At 35.4% G+C, this 21353-nt stretch carries 16 protein-coding genes; all 16 read right to left on the reverse strand.

Translation table 11 applies throughout. From position 1 onward, the window contains the following. Positions 1-514: contractile injection system protein, VgrG/Pvc8 family (locus tag J3U42_RS02700; RefSeq protein ID WP_267335413.1), on the reverse strand; the 514-nt coding region annotated here is incomplete at its 3' end. Positions 515-635: 121 nt separating this feature from the next. Then, on the reverse strand, positions 636-1061 hold the full coding sequence (gene tssE / locus J3U42_RS02705) for a type VI secretion system baseplate subunit TssE (protein ID WP_220219106.1): 426 nt from the start codon (positions 1059-1061) through the stop codon (positions 636-638). Then, a complete protein-coding gene (tssJ, locus tag J3U42_RS02710) occupies positions 1062-1577 on the reverse strand; it encodes a type VI secretion system lipoprotein TssJ (protein ID WP_220219105.1) in 516 nt (171 codons plus the stop codon). A 13-nt stretch (positions 1578-1590) separates the two neighbouring features. Further along, on the reverse strand, positions 1591-2637 hold the full coding sequence (tssG, locus tag J3U42_RS02715) for a type VI secretion system baseplate subunit TssG (protein WP_267335415.1): 1047 nt from the start codon (positions 2635-2637) through the stop codon (positions 1591-1593). Beyond that, entirely contained in the window at positions 2601-4364 is a 1764-nt protein-coding gene (tssF, locus tag J3U42_RS02720) for a type VI secretion system baseplate subunit TssF (RefSeq protein ID WP_267335417.1), read from the reverse strand. The genes tssG and tssF overlap by 37 nt, the downstream gene beginning before the upstream one ends. Positions 4365-4446: 82 nt before the next feature. Beyond that, positions 4447-6057, reverse strand: a complete 1611-nt coding sequence (tssA, locus tag J3U42_RS02725; protein ID WP_267328555.1) for a type VI secretion system protein TssA — start codon at positions 6055-6057, stop codon at positions 4447-4449. 33 nt (positions 6058-6090) lie between these two features. Beyond that, the gene (locus tag J3U42_RS02730; RefSeq protein ID WP_267328556.1) at positions 6091-9429 is read right to left on the reverse strand and encodes an ImcF-related family protein; all 3339 of its coding nucleotides are present in this window, start codon (positions 9427-9429) and stop codon (positions 6091-6093) included. Positions 9430-9450: 21 nt separating this feature from the next. Beyond that, the gene (locus tag J3U42_RS02735; protein WP_267335419.1) at positions 9451-10572 is read right to left on the reverse strand and encodes a hypothetical protein; all 1122 of its coding nucleotides are present in this window, start codon (positions 10570-10572) and stop codon (positions 9451-9453) included. A gap of 4 nt (positions 10573-10576) precedes the next feature. Beyond that, positions 10577-10843, reverse strand: coding sequence for a PAAR domain-containing protein (locus tag J3U42_RS02740; protein WP_220219099.1), 267 nt, complete (start codon positions 10841-10843; stop codon positions 10577-10579). A gap of 420 nt (positions 10844-11263) precedes the next feature. Further along, positions 11264-14095, reverse strand: a complete 2832-nt coding sequence (gene tssH, locus J3U42_RS02745; protein ID WP_267328558.1) for a type VI secretion system ATPase TssH — start codon at positions 14093-14095, stop codon at positions 11264-11266. An 80-nt stretch (positions 14096-14175) separates the two neighbouring features. Beyond that, complete coding sequence (locus tag J3U42_RS02750) at positions 14176-14664, reverse strand: Hcp family type VI secretion system effector (RefSeq protein ID WP_220219097.1); 489 nt, start codon at positions 14662-14664, stop codon at positions 14176-14178. A 35-nt stretch (positions 14665-14699) separates the two neighbouring features. After that, entirely contained in the window at positions 14700-16460 is a 1761-nt protein-coding gene (locus J3U42_RS02755) for an OmpA family protein (protein ID WP_267335421.1), read from the reverse strand. An 11-nt stretch (positions 16461-16471) separates the two neighbouring features. Next, positions 16472-17137, reverse strand: a complete 666-nt coding sequence (gene tssL, locus J3U42_RS02760) for a type VI secretion system protein TssL, short form (RefSeq protein WP_220219095.1) — start codon at positions 17135-17137, stop codon at positions 16472-16474. A gap of 9 nt (positions 17138-17146) precedes the next feature. Beyond that, a complete protein-coding gene (gene tssK / locus J3U42_RS02765; protein WP_267328560.1) occupies positions 17147-18499 on the reverse strand; it encodes a type VI secretion system baseplate subunit TssK in 1353 nt (450 codons plus the stop codon). 48 nt (positions 18500-18547) lie between these two features. Then, entirely contained in the window at positions 18548-20077 is a 1530-nt protein-coding gene (gene tssC / locus J3U42_RS02770) for a type VI secretion system contractile sheath large subunit (protein WP_220219093.1), read from the reverse strand. A gap of 72 nt (positions 20078-20149) precedes the next feature. After that, positions 20150-20650, reverse strand: a complete 501-nt coding sequence (gene tssB / locus J3U42_RS02775) for a type VI secretion system contractile sheath small subunit (protein WP_220219092.1) — start codon at positions 20648-20650, stop codon at positions 20150-20152. Between the last annotated feature and the right edge of the window lie 703 nt (positions 20651-21353).

The raw sequence follows: 21353 nt of genomic DNA on the forward strand, positions 1-21353 counted from the left end.
AATCAACGCCGGTAAATTCATGGCTGCGTAACACTGTTTCAACCACACTAATGACACTTTGGTTTTGAAAGATAGCGCTGTTGCGGCTCAGTGACAGTCGGGCTAATCTTGGCGATAACACCACCCGATAATGCGCCTCATCCCGGCTGACCGACAGCAGACTAAATGCAGTAATTACCCCATAAAGGGTGCGGGCTTGTCCTGCTGTCGGTAAGTCCGTTAAGGAGCGTATCGCTGTATTCAGCAAATTGCCGCTAAACGGGTTAAAGCAGAACGAAGCTTTTTGATTCAGCAGGGTTTCAATCGATAGTTGTTTATCAGTACAGGTAAATTCTATTGTGTATTGCCACGGCTGGTTTAACTGCTCTTCACCATTAACCTTTAATACTGAAACAGGTGCATTTAACCCGTCAACCGTTAAGGTATAACGATTATGACTGACAGCTAAGCCTGTCAGTCCATGGAGTAACTCTTGACCCAATGGGCCAATGAATTTGGCTAATTCCTTTTTCATATTACATCCCTTAATATCCCTGACCATTTCTTGGCAATTTTTAATTTTTTAGTTATTAACCGCTAACTTTTATACGCTTTATATTTTAGAGTTTTTTAATCATTAAACATTAAAAATCTAATTAATACCTTGTTGCTTTTTTGGTATATTTTAAACGAGCTTTACCATCTGGCATAAAATAGGTTCCATATTTAACCAATCCACCTTCTTTGAAATAACAAACTAATTCATAACTTAATACCATAGAATCATTAATTTTTTCATCAATATTAATACTAACTGATTCTAATCTTGGCTCATAAATCAGAAGCGTTTTCTCTATTGCTCGCATTAATACATAAGCAGAAGAAGGCAAAGCCTGAAAGATTGTTGACATATCGGGAAGCCCATAATCTGGCAGATGTTTTATCGCACCTGCCCGGCTATTTAAAATTCGCTCAATATTATCCATAACACTGATTATGGTTTGTTCATTTTCTGATACATCATCAATATCAATTCCGGATTCAAAATAACCGTATAATATGTCATATAGTGAAGCACTCATTTACTTTTCTTCCACTAGTTCAATTGAATATTTATTTGCAATAATTTCACGTGGATCGGTGATATGTAAATCATCTCGAGATAAGACTAATCGCCAACTGTCATCTTTCAAATTGGGTTCTTTATAAAGTGCAACGATTCCAACCTTTTCGGCCTTCTTATCAAAAGGTGTGTCTATCGAAATTGAAGTATTTGGTTTTAAGACAACTTCTTTACTTTCAATGAGAGAATCTTTTAATATCTCGCTATCTTGATCAACCAGATCTTGATAAGAAGCTGAGATAAAAGAATCTTCTTCTTTTAACTGATATATGCGAATTACCACCGGAGATGAGCGGCTTTCATCATCTAAATTTAATTCAGCTCTGGCTGTAATATCTAAATGTAACGTTCTAATGTTCCACTTGAAAACGGAATCGCTTATCCCTGTTACGGTTTCTGTCACACTCTGAGCAATACCACACCCTGTTAACCAAATCATTAATAAGCAAGTAGTTATCGATTTTATTATTCTCATTTCAATTCCTTTTTTAATATGCCTGATAATCAATACCAGAATAAAATCCTATATTTACCAATACATCTTCAATGGCGTCTTTATTGGTATTGGTTTTAGTAAATGATGCAGTTAATCCCAATCGACTATTGTTGGAGGTCAATTGGCTTTTCGGTAAAAATTTTCTTTTTATACGTAATGTGATTTTGGCATCAACCTGATAACCTAAATAAACACGTAATAAAGCCAAAATATCATGAAAGGTTTGACCATCCGGCAGAAGATCCGTAATTTGATTTTCATGTTGAGGGGTGATAATGATATGTATACACTGATTACACTCTTTAAAGCGAGATCCAAGGATAGCACCACCATCTAATCCAATTTTTTGCTGACCTTGCCCACCTAATTTTGCAGGCTTGTCGATCGATTGCCATATAGGATAAAACTCAATAACATCTACTTTAGCATCTTCAACCAATAATCGAATTAAGCCAGCGACTCCCTGTGCAGTACGTGTTTTTTGAGACATAGTCCCAAGCAGTGCAAAGAAACGAGATAACGGTGTACCAATCTGTTTACTCGTTCCTTTAATACCCAAACCAATTAGCCCGAATAAACATTGTGATATCGGATCTCGCCCACCACTTAAATAGCTTGCTGGATAATGGTATTTTAACCAGATTCGGTAAAACTGAGTAATCACCCTATGGTTAAAAATATCCAAAAAGTCAGTCATAGCCTGATAATTTTCTTCTCGGCGAATGATATTATCAAGCAACCCCAGTGGCAATACTGCATCGACACCATATAAACCCAAAAACCGTGTCCTTACTGTTGTTGGTCGATTTAAATAAGGTGACTTTTCAATACACTTCAATTCGCTCGCAGGAAAAGACATATCGACCGAAGGTGCAAATCTTAATGGGTCAGATACAGGTGATTCGAATCGACCTAAAGATGGCTCTTTATCATATAATTGCTCGAGTAACTGACAAAAACGATAAAAGTTAATTTTTGGCAGATTTTTTTCAAGCATTTGCATTAAAGGGCTATTTTCGATGCTTTGCTCTGATTCCATACAATTTTATTTCCTGTTGGTAAAATAATCATAACCAATTGAGTGAAAAGATTTACATCAGCATATAATGCGAAAAATTGATGTAATAATTCACCAAAAAGTCGCACATCACCTTCACCGGTAAATTGATAACTATTGATTGTCACTTCTATTTCTATCCCTCGTTGCAACATACCTTTTACTGTGCGTTTTATCATCCTATGCGTTACTTCTACAATCCCCTCTAAACGGCGGCGATTAAGTTCGTTATCTGTCCAATCATATAAAGCAAGCGTTCCACGCAAAACTTCTGCATTCATGAGTGAAAGATAATTTGGTGCAAGATGAGATAATACTCGCCAATAAAAACGATCCTCCGTTGGCGGATAACAAGGCATGGTTGGAGAGCAAAGATTGCGCACTTTAGCGATATTACTATTTGAATCTTTAAGATCATTAATTCGTGCATTACGTAAAGATTTACGTGGTAACATCCCATTGGTACCAGTGACACGCAAAGATAAGGTTTCAGTTTCAAGCAACTCATTTTTATCCCAAATCTTTCCGCCTAAAATTAACCATGTATCATGTAAACCGGATGCACCTTTTCTAACACGGGTATGATAGTATCTTTCCGGAGCATCATGTCTTAACATACCACCACGATGTTTGAAGCTAGTGAATGGCACATAACGATATCGCCCATCACGCGTAATTGATTCTACATGTTCAACTGAGTAGACCTCAATATGACCATCTTGACGAAGTAATGGACGAAGCAAATATTCACTCTCTAATTGATTTACAACAATCGGATCAGCTTCCATATCAAACAAGTTGATAACAGGTACGCAATGCAAACAAATATTATCATTTTGCAACGGCATATCGCTTGGCCAGGTCTGATTAAGAACTATTTCAATATCTATATAAGAACAAGAGTCTGATAACTGACAACTATCTAAACCATGTAAATCCACAAACATGAATTTTTCACGGAAAGCAAAATATTCTAGTAATAATTGATAACCGGAAAACGCATTATCCGCTTTTAACCATAAGCGGTCTTCATCACTAAAACCAACCGGAGTGATCTTGCCATTTAACTCGAGTTTGTTTTCGGGATTATTCGAATAACGAATAGACATTGATGCAATTTGTTGCGTTAATGCCAGATGCAAATTTGAGGCTATTGGCGCATCCGCATTTAAATACAAACGTAAACAAGATAGATCTAACTGCTCCAAATCGGCAAGTTCACTAAAACTTAAACGAATGGTTATCATGCTTCGACCATCATGATTAATACCAAGGTTAACTTGACTGATTTTAATTGGCTGTAATGTTACCGCCTGAGTTGTTCTAAATGGACATTTAGTGCCAACCTGCCCAACAGGTTCAGTCTGCATTTGTAAACCTTTTGGGATTAACTCTTGACGTGATAATGTCGAAAAATTAGGCGTTAATTCAACGATTGATAATGACGGAATTAAACGTAAATAGTGAGGCCAAAGTAAAGTCACTAGGCTTTCAGTTAACTCAGGTAAATCATCATCAATCTTTTGACGTAATCGTCCTGTTAAAAAAGCAAATCCTTCAAATAATCGCTCCACATAAGGGTCTCTGTCCCCGACATTATCTAAATTTAATAAATTCGCTCTATCAGGATGTATTTTTGCAAATTCCTTTCCGGCCTCTCGCAAATATCGCATTTCCGATTCATAGTAGCCTAAAATTAAATCATCCATTGTTTATCTCTTTTATTGTAACGTTATATTTTATTGAATTTATTTCGCCTGTTTTTATTCAGACCGTTAGTTGAATTTATCGTTAAATAAAACTCAATGCTCGAGCAGGGTCAAGCTGCATTAATTCATGTTGTAATAAGTCTATTTTCTCCAACAGCTCTATTTTTGTGTTATCTTTAGATTTATTTTTCTGCTTCAATAACCTTAACAGACAACGTTTAACATCAAATAGTAATTCAGGTTCCCACTCCAAAAATGAGATACCTTGCTGTTGGCCATTTAAGCCTGTCAATAAATTTAAGGCAACATCATGTTTGCCAAATTGTTCAGCAACTCTTGCTTGTGTATATTGAACTAGATACCGCTGCTTTGCTGTTCTGATTGACGGCATATTTTGTAACCATTGAAAGGCTTGCTCTAAACTCTCACTATGAGCCAATTCTAACGCTTGCGTTTCTATTTCACTCCAGTTGTTCTCACCAGATATAGAAATAGGGGCGATACTGTCACCTTCATCTAAATGGTGAATACGGGCATTACTGGCTATCCAACTAAGTGTTTCATCATCGGCAAAAGGCATACCATTTTCGTAGCTCAGTCTCTCAATTCCATTTAACCGTTCAAGCATTAAGCCAATATCTGTTAAAAATATATCAGCCCATGCTTGATATTGTCCGCCCATTTTTTGGAAAGAAAGCACGGTTGCACGTTGAAGATCTAACCAAAAATGATTAGCCCCCTCCATAAAAGCAGCCTCTACACGTTCGAAAAGATCTAACCATTGTTGCTGAATAATTAACCGGCTGATATTTTGTTTTAGCTCAGCTCTTGGTGCAGGTAAACGTGTTCTTCCTCGATGATCAGTAGGTGGTAACTCCAAAACTGTATCCCAGCGCAAAATTCGTAAAAAGCGAGCTGCCGCAAGATAACCTTCGGGTTTCTCACGTAAGAAAACCGCCATTTTACGTGCTTGATCGAGTAATTCTCGTTGCGATCCAATTTTAACATCGACTATTTTAGGTGTTGATTCCGATGCCGGTATGACTTGAGGCTCACTTGCGGTAGCAACTTCAACTTGAGAATTTTTGGCTTCATGCTTCAAGTTATTACTAAAAAAGCTGACCAGTGCGGATAGGTCTGGTGCTTCGATAGATTGTTCAGATGTTTCACTTACAAATAGTGATTGGCATGTCGTTTCAATCAAATTTAAAGCAAAAATGATTCGTGTTAGATTAGCTTCAGGTAGTGGTCTTAAATTAGCTAATAACTCTATAAATCTAGCGTTTGCTAACCACTCAATAGCATTTTTTCGAATATTATGCCGTGAAGGGTAAATTATTGTTCCAAATTTATCGAGTAATCCAGCCAGTAATTCAACCCCATCGGTGTAGCCGTCAACACCATCTAAATTTAGGCGAGCTAAACAATAATAAGTTGCAACTCGAATATCTTTACTATTTTGTTTTAGTATATTTTCGCTTTCAATAGCAACCATTTGATAATCAATACCAGAAAGTTTAGCAATCTCCTCTTTTATCTCCTGAAAAGTATCATGATAAGTTAAATCTTCACCAGTTGGTTTTTCCAAACTAATTGGCTCTAACCAATCAGCCCACTTTTGATTTAACTCTTTTTTTATTGATTCATCTGGGTCTTGTGTACCAAATAAACGGCTTAGTAGCTGACTAAACATAATCGTATTCCATTATCTATCTCTTATAAATACTTACTCAAATACCCTATCTGGTAAGTTAAAGTTACGTAATTTTAATAAAGTCAATGGACCACTACCTAACTGTGTCCTTAAAATATAGCGTAACCTTTTGCCATCTGATGTTTTCCAAACCACTTCAAAACGGCTGGAATCAAGTTGTTTAACTGACGCTTTTTCTAACAGGCGTATCCATGCCCAGTCACCATGGTAATAATTAAAAAGCTTCAAGCCAGTTTCATCTGTGCTCCAGCTAAGTTGTGAATAAGGAGAATAACCATCGCCCGGCCAATTAAACCGTTGCCATGTCGGGGCTTGATTAAAATATTCTGATCTTTGCTTATTAATAATTAATTCTGTACGAACAATCTGATTACCGCTACGCGGCATTAAATCGAAAGATAATGCGACATCACCTGAAGTTATTAGTTCCGAGGAAATATCATTAAATAATTCTAATGTTTCTAGAAATGCTGGTGAAAAATTAAGCCCTTGAGCATTAACCGCATTAACTACCCATCTTCCCCCTTTCTTTTCTAATACACCATTAAGCTCATTGACAATAAAGTTATCGATAATACCTGTATCACTCCTTAAAAAACGAGCAACTTCTGATAAAGAAGCTTCATTATCACTATTTTTGAACGGGTAACGACCGGCGAAAGATTTTTCCCATTGATTAACAACATAATTTTGCCAAACACTATTAAAACTATCAGCGGCAGGAGTTAAAACTACTTGCCAAGATTGTTCTAGGGGTTGTTTAAATAAGCTATGACCAAATCCAGACCATTCATCGCCCAAATTAGCGGCAATTAAATTGCCATAATCTCGTGTTTCAGTTAGATCAACGGAAGAACCTTTGAAAACACTTTTTGCCAGACCTTGCATCATAGCTTGAGGATCTTGACTGTTAGTTACATTTTGTAATTTTAAGCGCACTTGAGTAACACGAGATAGATAAGTTTGTAGTGATAATCCATTGTTGTTATCATTCTTAAGCAAACTCAATACGGGTGCAAAAGTGGCAGTTAAAGGCCCTGATGACTCATTTTCTTCTGGCATTGGTAAAACTGATTGATTCTTTTTACCCATAATTTGTTGTGCTGTACGCATTAAATTATCGGATATGCCATTGCCTTTATATTCAACTTCTGACTGATATTTAATAACATTGATTAATGCAATTAAGGGAGACTGGCGATTATCGGCGAGTAAGGTTAATTGTGCAATTACATCTGAAACATTATCTGCTTGTTGCCATTTAATTGTGTTTAAAAAATCAAGCCATGCAGCACTATATTCACTGAAATATTGATCTGTCAGCTGTTTTTTTAAAATTTCAGGCGCAATCGAAGCAGTTAAGTTGCTTTGATTATCATCACCTAATACCCAATCTATTTGTTCTTGTCGCATTTTTGCAGCATCTTCAATTTCTTCTTTTATTAACCCTTCCCAAGCTTTACGAGTATAGACACCTGGAATTTCGGTCTCATTAGAAAACAACAAATGGCTATCAATTCCTTCAAGCAATTGATCTAAACTTTGATTAGAATATTGTTGGCTTGCTCGCTGAATTATCTCTTGATACAACGTGTTAACGGCATTTTTTACGCCAATTTTATTTATCAGTATTTTTTGTGTACTTTTGACAAGTTGTTTATCTTCAAAAAGGCTCCACTCCGGGTGCAAATTCAGCATTTGTCCCCAAAAACGAACTAATTCTGGCATTATTTGTTGCCAGTCACCATCTTTTATCTCTTTTGGTGCTCGCCAATTTTGAGCGGCAAAATCACTTAAATAGTGTCCATCACTTTTATCAGGATGACTTAGCATTAAATAAGCTTTCAAATAGTCGTAAGCTGAATCAACTAATTTTTTTCGTTCCGGGCTTTCAGGCGGTAGCGTTGTTAATGAAACTAAATAGTTGGTCAAAAGATCATGAAACGGCGTTGCAATATTACGTGAATTAGTCACTTTATAAGTAAGCCATAATTTTTGTAACAATTCATCATTATGGTTTAACCCAAAACGGTGTGATAATGGCGAGCCATGTTGCTGACGGTGAAGCAATTGCGCTACACGCTGCTGTAATTGAAATTGTGTTTGCAATTTGGACAGATAATCTTGCTTAACAGAATTATCAGCTTGTTTTGCCAATTCAATTGTACTATCAATAAGCGAGGCATTATTAAAGTAAGAAGTGACAATACCTATACCGCTAATAACTAAAAGCCCCAAAAAGGCGCAAGCTGAAACCATTCCCCATTGAATTCCCATGCGTCGCCCTTGCTGTTGATTAGCGTCATCACTAATCGACTGCCATGTCGGTGTCATTAATAGATAATTATCATAAAATGGGCTATCTTCCATTAATGAGGTTTGATTAGGTATAAAAAACAACCCTCTCACCTGTGGTGAAAAAGGCAGAGAGGTTAATGTTAATAGGTAATTTTCAATCTTATTGATATCACCTTTAACAAGTTTTTGGCTAAGATTTAAAAGAAAAGAATAGTTACTGTTTACTTTAATTTGTTGAACGCCACGCTTACTACACAATATCGAAAGCTCATTAAGAGACGATACAACGGATGCCATTGTATCTTTTTTTAATGTTGGCAAAAGTAAACCGACACTTTGCTCAATGCGATCCTTTTGTGACCACTCACTATTTTCTGTAGCAACAAGATAAACTGGCGCTGACCATTTTAACAACTTATCACGTGATTTAAATTGTGTTATCGCTTTTTCAATGGTTAATTGTTGCCAAGGAGTTTCATTAAGATAGTTATTAGGTACAACCCAAATTATTGCATTTAAAGGTTTAAGAAAAAACGGAATAATTCTTGATAATTGCTTTTTTAACGCCAGTAACCAAGGTGTATTGAGTGGATCTTCTATGTTTCCACCATAAATCATTAAAGTTTTATCGTTTAACTGCCATTGATTTTGTTGTAGACGAGGAAATGCTGACTCCACATCCGATGATGCACCTATGACTAAACATTTTCTAATTTTATAACGCCAGAAAAGCCCCGAAATATAGCGGCATTTTTTTTGAATTTCTGCAAATTCAGGGAAAGGGGTTACTTTTATTGGTTTTGCTGTTTCATTAGGATTAAGCGCTTCACGCTTGATTTTATCTTTTGCTGCAATACGAAGGCTATTGGTAATGATTGCGGGAATTAAAAGTAAGCCTAATATAAACAGCATACAATAGACCCACATTTCCAATTTACGTCCAAATGTAGTAAAACCTAATTCATCACCCCAGAAAAAAAGACCTAAGGCTATAGATACAGCACTTAATAAAATAATGAAAAATAATCCAGCACGTTTCCATTTGTGACTCATTTACAACTCCATTTCCCTTTTTTACATTCCCTTGACTACTGAAAGTAACTTTTGATTCATACTTTGCGAAGCAATTAAGTTATTTTGATTAGTTATCGTTATCATTTCACAGGCTAATGCCAATGCAAGCCAATAAGAAAGTTCGGTTTGATTTCCAACAAAAATCTCAAGCATATATAGATGTTCAGGAACGATCTGATAATCAGCTAACTGTTTTATAATATTAATTTTTTCCTTACTGTCGATGTTTGTGAACCAAAGCTGATTGATCTCTTCTAATGCACATTGCATATCAACCATCTGTTTTAAATCAGTGGTCAAATCATTCGATATCATCGGTCTTAAAATTTCACTTTTCGCAAAACTAATGTTTAGCTCTTGATAATAAGTTTTATTGGTCAACAAAAAAGCAGCAACAAACGCTGAACCATTTGATTTAGCGTTATTAATGATAATTAATTGGACTCCTGGCTGAGATGAATCAATATTTTCAATTAAATTTTCTATATTTGTATTTTGCAAAATCTGATGAGATAGATTATAACCTAACGATATTTGGGCATTTTTATAGGCATGACTAATAGTTTGATCTATATAGCTAAAACTATCTGGTGAAGACAAAACTTTAATGTCCAGGTGTTCTGTAGAAGGTAATTGAATTAGTGTATCTTTTATCGCGAAAAAAAGATCCTCAATGTACCTTTCGGCTTTTACATCCCCTTCAAACTCTAGTGACTTATTAACTTGAGAGTCTATATTCGATGCATTACTATAGATTTCCATACTAGTTATATGTGTTGGTATGGAGTAATAACTATCGAGAACAACTAATGACTGCATTGCCCATTTTTGCCAGTTTTGATCGACCTTTTGCTGTTCCTGTTGCCATATTTCATATTCTTCTTGAGATAATCCATAAAGATATAATCGTATGCCAAAAGCGGAACCACCGATTAAAGTTGGTATAAATGTTGCCACCGCCCAATACATCCACTGAGAGTGAAAATTTTTACTTGGCCAAATTGCAGCAAGAATTAAACAAGTAATAATAAATAATACAATAAAGAAAAGAAACCACCTTCCACGGTTTAACTTTACCGGTGGTTTTATAATATTTAGAGTATTTGGTTTAGGCCAAGACATAATTTTAATCAATCTCCGATGTAGTGGTTGTTGCAATAACCTTGCAGCCACAAGCACAGGCACATTGATCCATAACAACAGGTTTACCGTCTGAGAATGTATAAGTGGAAGCTTCAATAATTGGGTTTACACCATGACCGGGTAAAGGGCAACTGACTAAATCCCCTAATAGCGCTACTAACTTACCTTCTATATTCGTTTTTGACGATACCGAAATCACCCTACCTCCATGTGTTGTTGGATCACCCAATCGTACGACGTTTCTACCCATTTATATTCCTTTATGATTCTAGGTTATTTTCCACTTTTTGAATTAAAGATTTTAGATTCATTAAAATAGTATTAAAACTGATAATCTTTTTTAATCATTACCTTGCTAAAGTATGTTAAATCTGAAGATCAAACATAAATAAAGCAATTTATCTAAAATGATTTATAACAAGTTCACTTCGAATAAAACAGTCAAATAGCCTAGTTATATTCTTAGTTTAGCTTTGTTGTTAATCACCATTAACATGGACAAATAACTATGAGAAAACTAACCTCATCATCCGCCAGAAAAGTTGAGCAACTTTAGCTAACCTAAACTGTTAGCTAATTAGTCTTTACTAACAAATATCATGAGATCAGTTAACTCATTTTCCATGTTATGTCCCCCTTTTATTCCTTAAAAGGTATTTATCTTTATATTTTATTTATCCTTTTTAACTGGTTTACTTTTTTTATTTGTTTTTTCTGTTGATTGAGCCTTCACCTTTGTCGCTTTTTGAGACTTATTTTTTTTAATCTCAGCCTTACTTTGTTCATTCCCCCACTCAAGCACAATACCTTCTGACTCGTTAAAATCGAGTATTAGTTTTGGTACTTCACTATCTGTGCTATTACTTCTTTGTAAAAGTAAATTTGAAACCACAGGTAAAATTTGCTGATTTAATATGCTATCAATATTTCTAGCACCAGTGTCAGGTAAAAGACAAGCCGACACTAATGTGTCATATAATTTTTCACCAACTTCAAACACTATCTTGTAATGTTTTTGTAATCGGCTAGCAACTTTATTGAGTTTCATTTCAACAATTTTACGTAAAGCTTGTTGACCTAGTGGCGTATAAATCACAGTTTGAAAACGAGCTAATAACGCAGGTTGGAAATGTTCTCGTATAATTGGGCGTAATAGTTCTTGCTGAGTAGCTGTATCTGCATCTGGCATTTCATCAAAAAGCGCCATTAGTTCATCACTACCCAAATTAGAGGTCATTAATATCAAAGTATTACGGAAATCAATTTCACGTCCTTCACCATCACGCATAAACCCACGGTCGAATACTTGATAAAATAAATTAAGAACATCACGATGTGCTTTTTCAACTTCATCCAGTAATACAACACTATAAGGTCTTTTGCGAACAGCTTCGGTTAACACACCTCCCTGTCCATATCCTACATATCCTGGTGGTGACCCCTTAAGTTGTGATACAGTATGTGACTCCTGATATTCCGACATATTAATCGTTACAATTGATTGATCTCCACCAAATAAAGTATCAGCAAGTGCTAATGCCGTTTCTGTTTTACCAACACCTGAAGGACCAACTAATAAAAATACGCCCATAGGAGCATCTTCTGAAGTTAGTCCTGTTTTTGCTGCACGAATTCGTTTAGCGATTTCAAAAAGTGCATTATCTTGGCCTACAACTCGTTTTCCTAAATCTTCCTCGAGAGAAAGCAAGTGGCTTTGTTCATCTTTTAATAAACTTTCTAAAGGTACACCAGTCCAGTCAGAAATAACAGCAGAGACCACCCGACTGTCAACGTCAAGTGATAGTAAAGGCATGTTACCTTGTAGATCTGACAATTCTTTTTGCATATCACTTAATTGACTAAGTACTTTTTTATCAGATTTATTGGTAAGTTTTTGTCTCAATGCTATTAATTTTTCAACTATTTTTTTCTCTTTTTCAAATTGCTGCTGTTTGTTATTCAAAAGATCTGTCAATTGGGTTAACTGCAACGCTATTTCATTTAAACGTTCATCTGATATTTTTTCACCTAGCGCAAAATCTGCTTCGATTGCTTGTTTTTCTATGTTAAAAGAGGCAATTTTTGCTTCGAGTTCAGTGATCGATTCAGGGATAGTATCAAGCCCCATGCGAACACGAGCAGATGCAGTGTCGAGTAAATCGACTGCTTTATCCGGCAATTGGCGGCCACTAATATATCGACGAGATAGCGAAACGGCCGTTTTCACTGCTTCATCTAAAATATGCACGCCATGATGCTTAGCGTATCTTGATTTCAAGCCACGTAACATAAGGGATGCTTTTTCATCATCCGGTTCATCCACTTTAACCATTTGAAATCGGCGTTCTAATGCAGCATCTTTTTCAAAATATTGTTTGTATTCAGACCAAGTTGTGGCTGCGATAGTGCGTAATTCACCCCTTGCTAATGCTGGCTTTAATAAATTAGCAGCATCTGCTCCCCCGGCTGAATTACCTGCGCCAATAATAGTATGTGCTTCATCGATAAAAAGGAGTACCGGAGTTGGTGATTGTTGTACTGCATCAATCACATTTTTTAATCTCTGTTCAAATTCACCTTTAACGCCTGCACCAGCCTGTAGTAAACCTAAATCAAGCGTTAGTATGCTTACATTTTCAAGATTTTTGGGGATGTTTCCTTCAGCTATACGAAGTGCTAATCCTTCCACAAGAGCTGTTTTACCCACACCTGGTTCACCAACTAAAATTGGATTATTTTTACGGCGACGTGATAATATGTCTACCATTTGTCTGATTTCACTATCACGACCAAAAACTGGGTCAATTTTTCCGGCTTTGGCTTTTTCAGTTACATTTTCTGTAAAGCGCTCAAGGGCAGCTTTATGATGATTTGCCTGTGTATTCGGTTTGTCACTATTTGTTGTATTTTCGAATGATCCAGATTTTTCATTTCTGTTCATTGCTGTTTCTTTATTAACTTGTGTATTAATATCTAAAGTTTCAGCAGATGTTGAGGTTGAATCTGAATAATAGTTGTATTGATATAGTGGGTTTTCATCAGATACCGTATCTAATTTCGAACGAATTTTTTTTAATGAAACAGCTGGTAAACTCAATAATTGCCATGCATCTTGAGCTTTAAGACAGTGTGGCATTTCAACTAAAGCTTGTAAAATATGGACAGAACGGATCATCTCTTCTTGATCTTCTAATGATGCCTTCAGCCATGCTGATTGAATTACCGCTATTAATGATGATGATAAACTAGGTTTGGAATCGATTGTATGTGGTAAGAAATCCAGATATTTAAGTAATCCAGACCAGACTTTATCCATATCAAGTTGATAATGTCTAGCTATGATTGTTATATCGCCTGAACCCTGCTCTAATAATTTCAATAACCAATGTTCAAGTGTAACTTCTGTATGAGCTCTTGTTTGGCATAATCCAGCAGCCGCTTCTAAAGATTTTGCACAATAAGAATTTAGTCGTCTCAATAAGATAGAGGGGTCAGTAATCATTTGCAGTCCTTTTCTAATTACATTATTAGTATTATTATGACAGCCCCTATTAATGGCTAATAAGGGCTGTGTTAATTAAATTAACCTCGGCTTTCTACCCAGCTGTCTGAGTGAATGATGTTGCCATCTTTATAAGTCCAGGTAATTTTTTCATAACGAAGTTCAATACGCTCAAGGTGATTGTATTGCTCTTTTGTTGGATCTTTGATGTTGTGCATTTCTGGTTTAACAGAAACAACTTTAACGCCATCCATTAAAGTATTGAAATACTCAACTTCTTGACCCGCATCGTTAATTTTGTACCACTTGATCTCAACTGATTGTAAGTTTTGACCGGTAGTAACGGCTTTGTAAAGGTAAGGCGATGAAGCATCAACTTCTTTAACAAATTCAAGTGCTTTATGTACACGTGTACCTGTTAATTTACCTGTATTACCATCTGTAGGGATGTATACTCGGTGGTCAAACTCAACCACTTCAACACTACCCTCGCGCCCAACAACGGTTACAGAACCTTTGATTTCAGCACCGCCATCATCCTTTAAAAACATATAAGCTGGAACAGCCATTGTTTGTCTCCTTTTGTTGTTTTTGCTTTACATATTTAGTTTTCTCTCGACCAAATACAATTTGACGATTGAGGAACTAAATTAATTTCTACCCTTCGATTTTTAGCACGACCCTCTAGCGTGTCGTTACTCACTAAAGGTTTTTTGGCTCCATGCCCTTGAATGGCAAAACAGGTCTCCGGTAAGTCACTGGCTTTTAAAATCCAATCACGTACCGACATTGCACGATTAAATGATAATTGTTCGTTTTTTAACTCATCACCGACCGAATCGGTATGACCTGCAATGATAATTAGCCAGCCTGTTTCCGGATTGGTATTCATCTGTTTTTTGATATCAACTAAAGCATTAATTAATACTTTTTCAGATCCCGTTTTTAAATTTGCTTGTCCACTTTCAAACAAAGCTAAACTATCAAGACGAATGGACGGAGGTGGCTCTTTGAAGATAACTTCCGTTTTTTCGACTATTACTTTCTCAGGTTCTGGTGGTTTTGCCACATAGTCACTCATTGATACATTTAAAGGCTCCACAAGTTGTGAACCACGGTATAACCCCATTCCTAAACGGATAGGTTCTCCTTGCGTAAAATATTCATTTAATAATGACTTATCGTTTTTTAATACATCCAATGCTTGTCGTTTTTCTTCATAGTTATTCATTGGAATTAAACGATAGTGATGAATATCATTCTGGATTTGACTAATAAACTTAACATTATTACAAAATGAAGCGCCTAAACAGCCCATGATAAACAGTGAAGTAATCATGATTAAACCACAAACCATTGAACACATATGAGAAAATGGATACGCTATTGGCATAAACTTAATCAAACTATCTGGTGGAGTAATACCGCCTTGAATAGTGTGAGTATTAGGAAGTGATAAGGTAGTCGCACTTTCCCATAGTTTTTGCATTATATTTTCATTTATAAGCGTTTTATTCGTTGGGTAAATCACCACTCCTGATGGCACACATTTAGCAATCGGTTGTTTCTCACTAATTAACGTCGTTAAAACATTAGTTTCAAACCATGATTGAGTTTCATTGAGAAATGGACGAAGTCGTAAGCGCCTTTCCCTTTCATCACTTGGGATCTTGATATCATTAACCCAATTATTGATTGGTGATAAATAACGATCGAGTAAATATAACTTTTGATTAACTGACTGAAACCAGTAAACCGGTAAAGGATTATACTCATCATAAATCAGGTCATTTAGCCCAATATGTACCGATAAATAAACAGGTAATTGATATTTTGCTATACGACAAGTATCAACCCAAGACTGCCGAAATGCTTGCAATTTTGCAACAAATAAACCTTGTTTATCTTCTATTTCAGGATTTAATGCCAAAAATACCCCGACACGACCTAACATGTCAGGCCATTTAGCAATCAATGAATCATAGACTATTGGTAAATGTGAGTACTCATCGACATATATCCAAACTGCTTCTGAAGAGACTAAGACATTTGATTGAGCTAATGTTAAATCTTCAGGAAAAAAATCTTTTGCTGCACTACCAGTCACTAATAAAATGGGTAAACGATAACGTTGTCTTGCAGGTAATAAATCAAGTTTTTCCGTTAAAAATTGAATATTTGCCGTAGAGGCCGCTAACACACGCCGATAACGAAGCATCTGCCAAAAACATCCACCTGCAATAGCGAAAACTATAATTGAACCTAATATCTTCCAACCTATTGTAATTGGCAAAAAAACGAATAATAACAATAGGCTTAAGACTAATGCATATATTATTTGAATATACTTTGGGTAATCGCTCATAATAAACCTTTCTAACCAACAAGTTGCTTAACTAATTTATCGAGTTGATTATCCAACACAAAGTAAAGTCCAATAACAGCCATAACTGACAATGCGGTACATGCTAACAAAATGGCTTTACGACCTTGATAACGATACGTTTTCGGCTGTTCTATAATTGGATAAGATTGATCTGGTTCGTATTCACGTAATGATTCACGTAAAGCTAAAATTAGATGTTCTCGTTCCATTTGCGGTTTATCCAGATAACAACCTTGAAAACCTAGCCCTAAAACTCTATCAAAACAAGCCAACACTAACTCTGCTTTTTTATCAGCCTTAAGTCTGGAACGTATTTTTTCAAACAGATCATAACCTGCATTATGAGTATTAAAATAAATGACTTGCAACGGCGATCCTAACCACTCATCATAATCTTGATTTTTGGGGTTATCACGATGGCAAAGTAGCACAGTTTCATCCAATAAGGCACATAAAGCATAACAAATGTCATCAATGACATCTTGAGAGTATTGCGCATTATGTAACTGCTCTTGAACGTTTAAAACTTGCTGTTTACAAAGCTCATACAATTTATGACCTGAGGGGATATCAGCTTTAGCTTTTAACTGAACTACAACCAAGATCGAATCACGTAGTAGCTGATCAATATTAATTGGGTTAGATTCTATACTCATAATTCGTCCCTATGATCGTAAAACTGCAAACAGCTCTAATGAAATATCAGGCATTGCTCTTGGCACATAAAATTCACAACAACGGGCAGTCAACATATTTTTTGCTGCTTCATGTGAAAGATCTAATGCAAAATATTGATTGTCTAAACGTACTGGTATTGCAGCAGGCACATGACTTAATGCTTTAATTGGTATTCCTGATAATGCAGAATGAATAATTTGTCTGACATCATCTGGCGCACCTGCTTTACACAAGATTGGAAATCTTGATTGTAATTGATGCCCAGGCATACTCGAGCGAACTGACAAATAAAAATCAGCTTCCTCAACAAGCCGAGAATCATTTAATTGTCCTGTCCACAAGGTATCTTTATCATGAACTAATTCAATTTTAACGACTCGAGACGGCAAGCTCTCTTCAAGCAAGTTACGTACTAGCCCAAACAAAGGAGGGAAAACTTCATTAAGATTGTTATGTTGGTATGCAGGAATACCATCAACATCATTGAGTAATGAAAATGTTAACAATGCACCAGTAAACGCAGTTAGTGTTTGGTATAGCTTTTCAGGATGAACTGAGGGATTATCCCGAAAAAATCTAATCTGAGGTTCATAAGTATTTAACGCATTTAAAAGCCAAAACAAAGACACATCTGCTGTAGCAAATTCTGCAATTTGCTGATTACGTTCATGTCGCATTCCCATTAAATGGTGACGTTTTGCTTGCATTTGAATACATAAAAGTTCTAACTCTTTGACAAGAGTACCACTTTGCGTAAATAAATTTAGCGATGGTGGAAGGTATTCTAAATCAAGCACAAATCGCCCATTAAGATCACGTTTTAAACGAGCAACAGGACAAGTTAAATAATCACTCTGATTTTCAAAATCAAATAAGAATGTTAACGCATAGTGCTCGACAGCAATACTTTGGACATTTTGGCCAAGCAAATCTGGAACTTCAACCCATTCTTGCCGAAAACGAAGTGGTCTTTCAAGACGCTGGTTTTCTTGTAAACAGTTCCCACCATTGGCTTGCAAAAGTGGAATACCGATAAAAACGGTTACTTCATCAAGCTCCGGCGGAACATCGATATTTAATATTCTGGCCTCAGGTAATTTATCAGCAACATCCGTATTGATAACAACACCATCAGGAAAACGAATATTGATTGATTCAGCTTGCAACCTATCTACAGTAAGCGCATAAGTATCAATTGTAAGACTTTCAATCCCCCAAGGGTTAGCTACGGCTAAAGTAGCTAATTTTTGTAAAGAGAATTGTTGCCACAACGTTTGCTGCTGGAATTGTTGAGGCGTCAAAAAGACGCCTTCGTTCCATAATGGACGAAATAGTTTCATCAGGTCTAACACTCCTTATTAGATATTAATGAAATCAGGCTAAAACACTTATGCTTTAGCTTTTGGCATCTGAGATACCATTGATAAATTAATATCCATTCCTTCAATTTGGAAATGAGGAATTAAGAAGGTTTTAACGCGGAAGAATCCTGGATTATCTTCAATATCTTCTACAATAACGTTAGCTTCTTTTAATGGATGAGAAGCTTGTACTTCATCACTAGGATCTGTCATTTCAGTCACTAAATTGCTTACCCATTTATTCAATTCAAGTTCAAGCAAACGACGATCTTTTGTTGCACCAATATTTTCACGCTGAATAACTTTCAGATAATGCGCAATACGTGATAACAAGAAGATATAAGGCAAACGAGCGTTAATACGACTGTTAGCAGTTGCTTCTTTTGTGTCATAAAGAGCCGGTTTTTGCGTTGAGTTTGCCGAGAAGAAACATGCATAATCTCTATTTTTATAGAATGATAATGGAATAAATCCTAAATTAGCAAATTCAAACTCACGTGTTTCCGGAATAAGCACTTCGGTTGGAATTTTAACTTGATTACCGGTACCTAAATCATAAAGGTGAATAGGTAAGTCTTCAACCAATCCGCCAGCTTGAGGTCCTCTGATTTGAACACACCAACCATTACGAATGAAACTTTTCGCCATATTAGCTGCAAAAGCATAAGATGCATTAGCCCATAAATAACGGTTATGATCTAAACCTTTAACATTTTCAATATAATTAAAACTACGGACAGGAATGGTATCTGGACCATATGGTAAACGCGCAAGAACTCTTGGCAAAGTTAATCCGATATAACGAGAATCATCAGTTTCACGGAAACTATTCCATTTAGTATATTCAGCACGGTCAAAATAATTAGCAATATCCTTGATTGCTGCGACCTCTTCCATGGTTTCTTTACCAAAGAATTTAGGACCAACAGAGCTAATAAATGGCATGTGCGCAGCGGCCGCTACTTTGGAAACATTACGTAACAAGGCGATATCTTGTGGGTTACGATCAAATTCATAATTTGAAATCGTTACACCAATTGGCTCACCACCCGGGGTATCATATTCTTGGATATAGGTATGTCGATAGAAACCAGTTTGAATTATTTCCGGTGCATCTTCAAAATCTTGTCGTAGTTCTTCTTTTGAGACGTCTAATAATTCAATTTTTACATTACGACGAAAATCAGTACGATCAACTAAGAATTTAAGCCCACGCCAAGTACCTTCGATCTCCTGGAATGTTTCGTGATGCATAATCTCATCAAGTTGACGGCTTAATTTTTGGTCTATTTGACTAATATGATAATCTAATAAATGTTTATCTAGCTTCTCAATTTTTTGCGATGAACTTTGGATCAATTTAAGTAAAATATTGATCGCCATTGTAACACGTTCATCTTGCGAAGATTCAAATAGTACTTCGTTATCTTCAAACTTATCAATTTCACCAGCTTTTTCAATTGGATTTAAATTGATTTTATCAAACAAAGATTGGTAAACACTGCCATTCTCATGTACAACCGTTTTAGTTGTGCTGTCTTGCTTTTTAATGTTCATAACTCTATTCTCTTAATTGCTACCAAAACTTTATATTTTGTCCAAAAAATAAAGTTTTAATTTATTGAATTTCTACTTTTCACTTTCAGATACAATTGACTCTAACTCAGCTCGAAGCTCATCAGTTAATTGTTCGTTTTTCACTATTTTTTCAAGCTCATAACGGAAAGTAGCGTTATCTAATAAGTTTGATTTTAAATCTCTTAAAAGGTTACGCATTGCAAGTAAAGAACGGAGTTGTGGTATTTTTTTAGCAACTTGTTCGGGGGAAAAATCTTTCATATCTTCAAAAGATAAATCAACATTAAATTCACTGCCATCATCTGCAAGTGTGTTACGAACACTAATTTTGGCTTGCGGATTAAAATCTTTAAGAACTGCATTGAAATTATTTTTGTTAATAGATACCTTTTCTTTTTCTGAAAGAGGGCGTTTATCCTTGCCACGACCATAATCGCCAATAGATAAAATTTTGAGGGGTAATTCGACTTTCTTTTTCGCACCGCCAGTATGTAAATCTAAACTAATATTAACACGAGCAGCAGGGACTTCGTTTTGAAAACTGTTTGACATAACTTCTCCTGAATTTCCATTTCCTTTTTTTAAGGATGATCAATAAACAACCTTAAGTAGAAAATAAATTACACGATTAAAGTTTAAATTACAAACTTAAGCCGGATAACTAATTAATGCTCTTTTAGAAACTATGAGAACTTAATAGAAACTATAAGCACATTACCTCATTTTTCTAATTAAATTAAAAATGAATAAAAAAATCTTAAGTAAAAATTAAATTAATTTAAAGGATTAAAAAATTATTAATTATATAATTTTGTATATAAATCAATAAGAAATATTAGGGTAAATTAACGATAAAATTTTTTTGGAAAGCACCATTTATCAACTGCTAAAAAATATACAATAATGGTAACCTATGTCATGTATTTTTTTTATCAAAAAAATTAAGAACACAAAAAATGCATTTATATCTACAAACAGAAACCATACAAGCGCACAAATTTTCGCCGATTGTTAAAGAATTTAAATAAAATTTACAATTAAAAATGCAAAATTTCATCATAAAAACAGGTTACTCTGTAAATTTTAGCGCTTAAAAAAGTATCGTTTAATACAATTGATAACACGTTATCCAGATATCAACGATAATAAAACGTTGGCAACTCAAATAAATATGAAACCGATAGTTGGTTAAAAGACAAATGATAATAATTAAATTACAGTTGATTTAAATTGTTTTATTTGTTGATTTATTTGT

Source organism: Gilliamella sp. B2923, from assembly GCF_026536565.1.
In the GTDB taxonomy this organism is placed as follows: domain Bacteria; phylum Pseudomonadota; class Gammaproteobacteria; order Enterobacterales; family Orbaceae; genus Gilliamella.

Excerpts from the sequence above, each read along its gene's own strand:
- tssA (WP_267328555.1), bottom strand. The coding sequence starts at position 6,057 with ATGTTTAGTCAGCTACTAAGCCGTTTATTTGGTACACAAGACCCAGAT.
- tssB (WP_220219092.1), bottom strand. The coding sequence starts at position 20,650 with ATGTCAAACAGTTTTCAAAACGAAGTCCCTGCTGCTCGTGTTAATATT.
- tssC (WP_220219093.1), bottom strand. The coding sequence starts at position 20,077 with ATGAACATTAAAAAGCAAGACAGCACAACTAAAACGGTTGTACATGAG.
- J3U42_RS02730 (WP_267328556.1), bottom strand. The coding sequence starts at position 9,429 with ATGAGTCACAAATGGAAACGTGCTGGATTATTTTTCATTATTTTATTA.
- tssF (WP_267335417.1), bottom strand. The coding sequence starts at position 4,364 with ATGGATGATTTAATTTTAGGCTACTATGAATCGGAAATGCGATATTTG.
- tssJ (WP_220219105.1), bottom strand. The coding sequence starts at position 1,577 with ATGAGAATAATAAAATCGATAACTACTTGCTTATTAATGATTTGGTTA.
- tssG (WP_267335415.1), bottom strand. The coding sequence starts at position 2,637 with ATGGAATCAGAGCAAAGCATCGAAAATAGCCCTTTAATGCAAATGCTT.
- tssK (WP_267328560.1), bottom strand. The coding sequence starts at position 18,499 with ATGAAACTATTTCGTCCATTATGGAACGAAGGCGTCTTTTTGACGCCT.
- tssH (WP_267328558.1), bottom strand. The coding sequence starts at position 14,095 with ATGATTACTGACCCCTCTATCTTATTGAGACGACTAAATTCTTATTGT.
- tssE (WP_220219106.1), bottom strand. The coding sequence starts at position 1,061 with ATGAGTGCTTCACTATATGACATATTATACGGTTATTTTGAATCCGGA.
- J3U42_RS02750 (WP_220219097.1), bottom strand. The coding sequence starts at position 14,664 with ATGGCTGTTCCAGCTTATATGTTTTTAAAGGATGATGGCGGTGCTGAA.
- tssL (WP_220219095.1), bottom strand. The coding sequence starts at position 17,137 with ATGAGTATAGAATCTAACCCAATTAATATTGATCAGCTACTACGTGAT.
- J3U42_RS02740 (WP_220219099.1), bottom strand. The coding sequence starts at position 10,843 with ATGGGTAGAAACGTCGTACGATTGGGTGATCCAACAACACATGGAGGT.
- J3U42_RS02755 (WP_267335421.1), bottom strand. The coding sequence starts at position 16,460 with ATGAGCGATTACCCAAAGTATATTCAAATAATATATGCATTAGTCTTA.
- J3U42_RS02735 (WP_267335419.1), bottom strand. The coding sequence starts at position 10,572 with ATGTCTTGGCCTAAACCAAATACTCTAAATATTATAAAACCACCGGTA.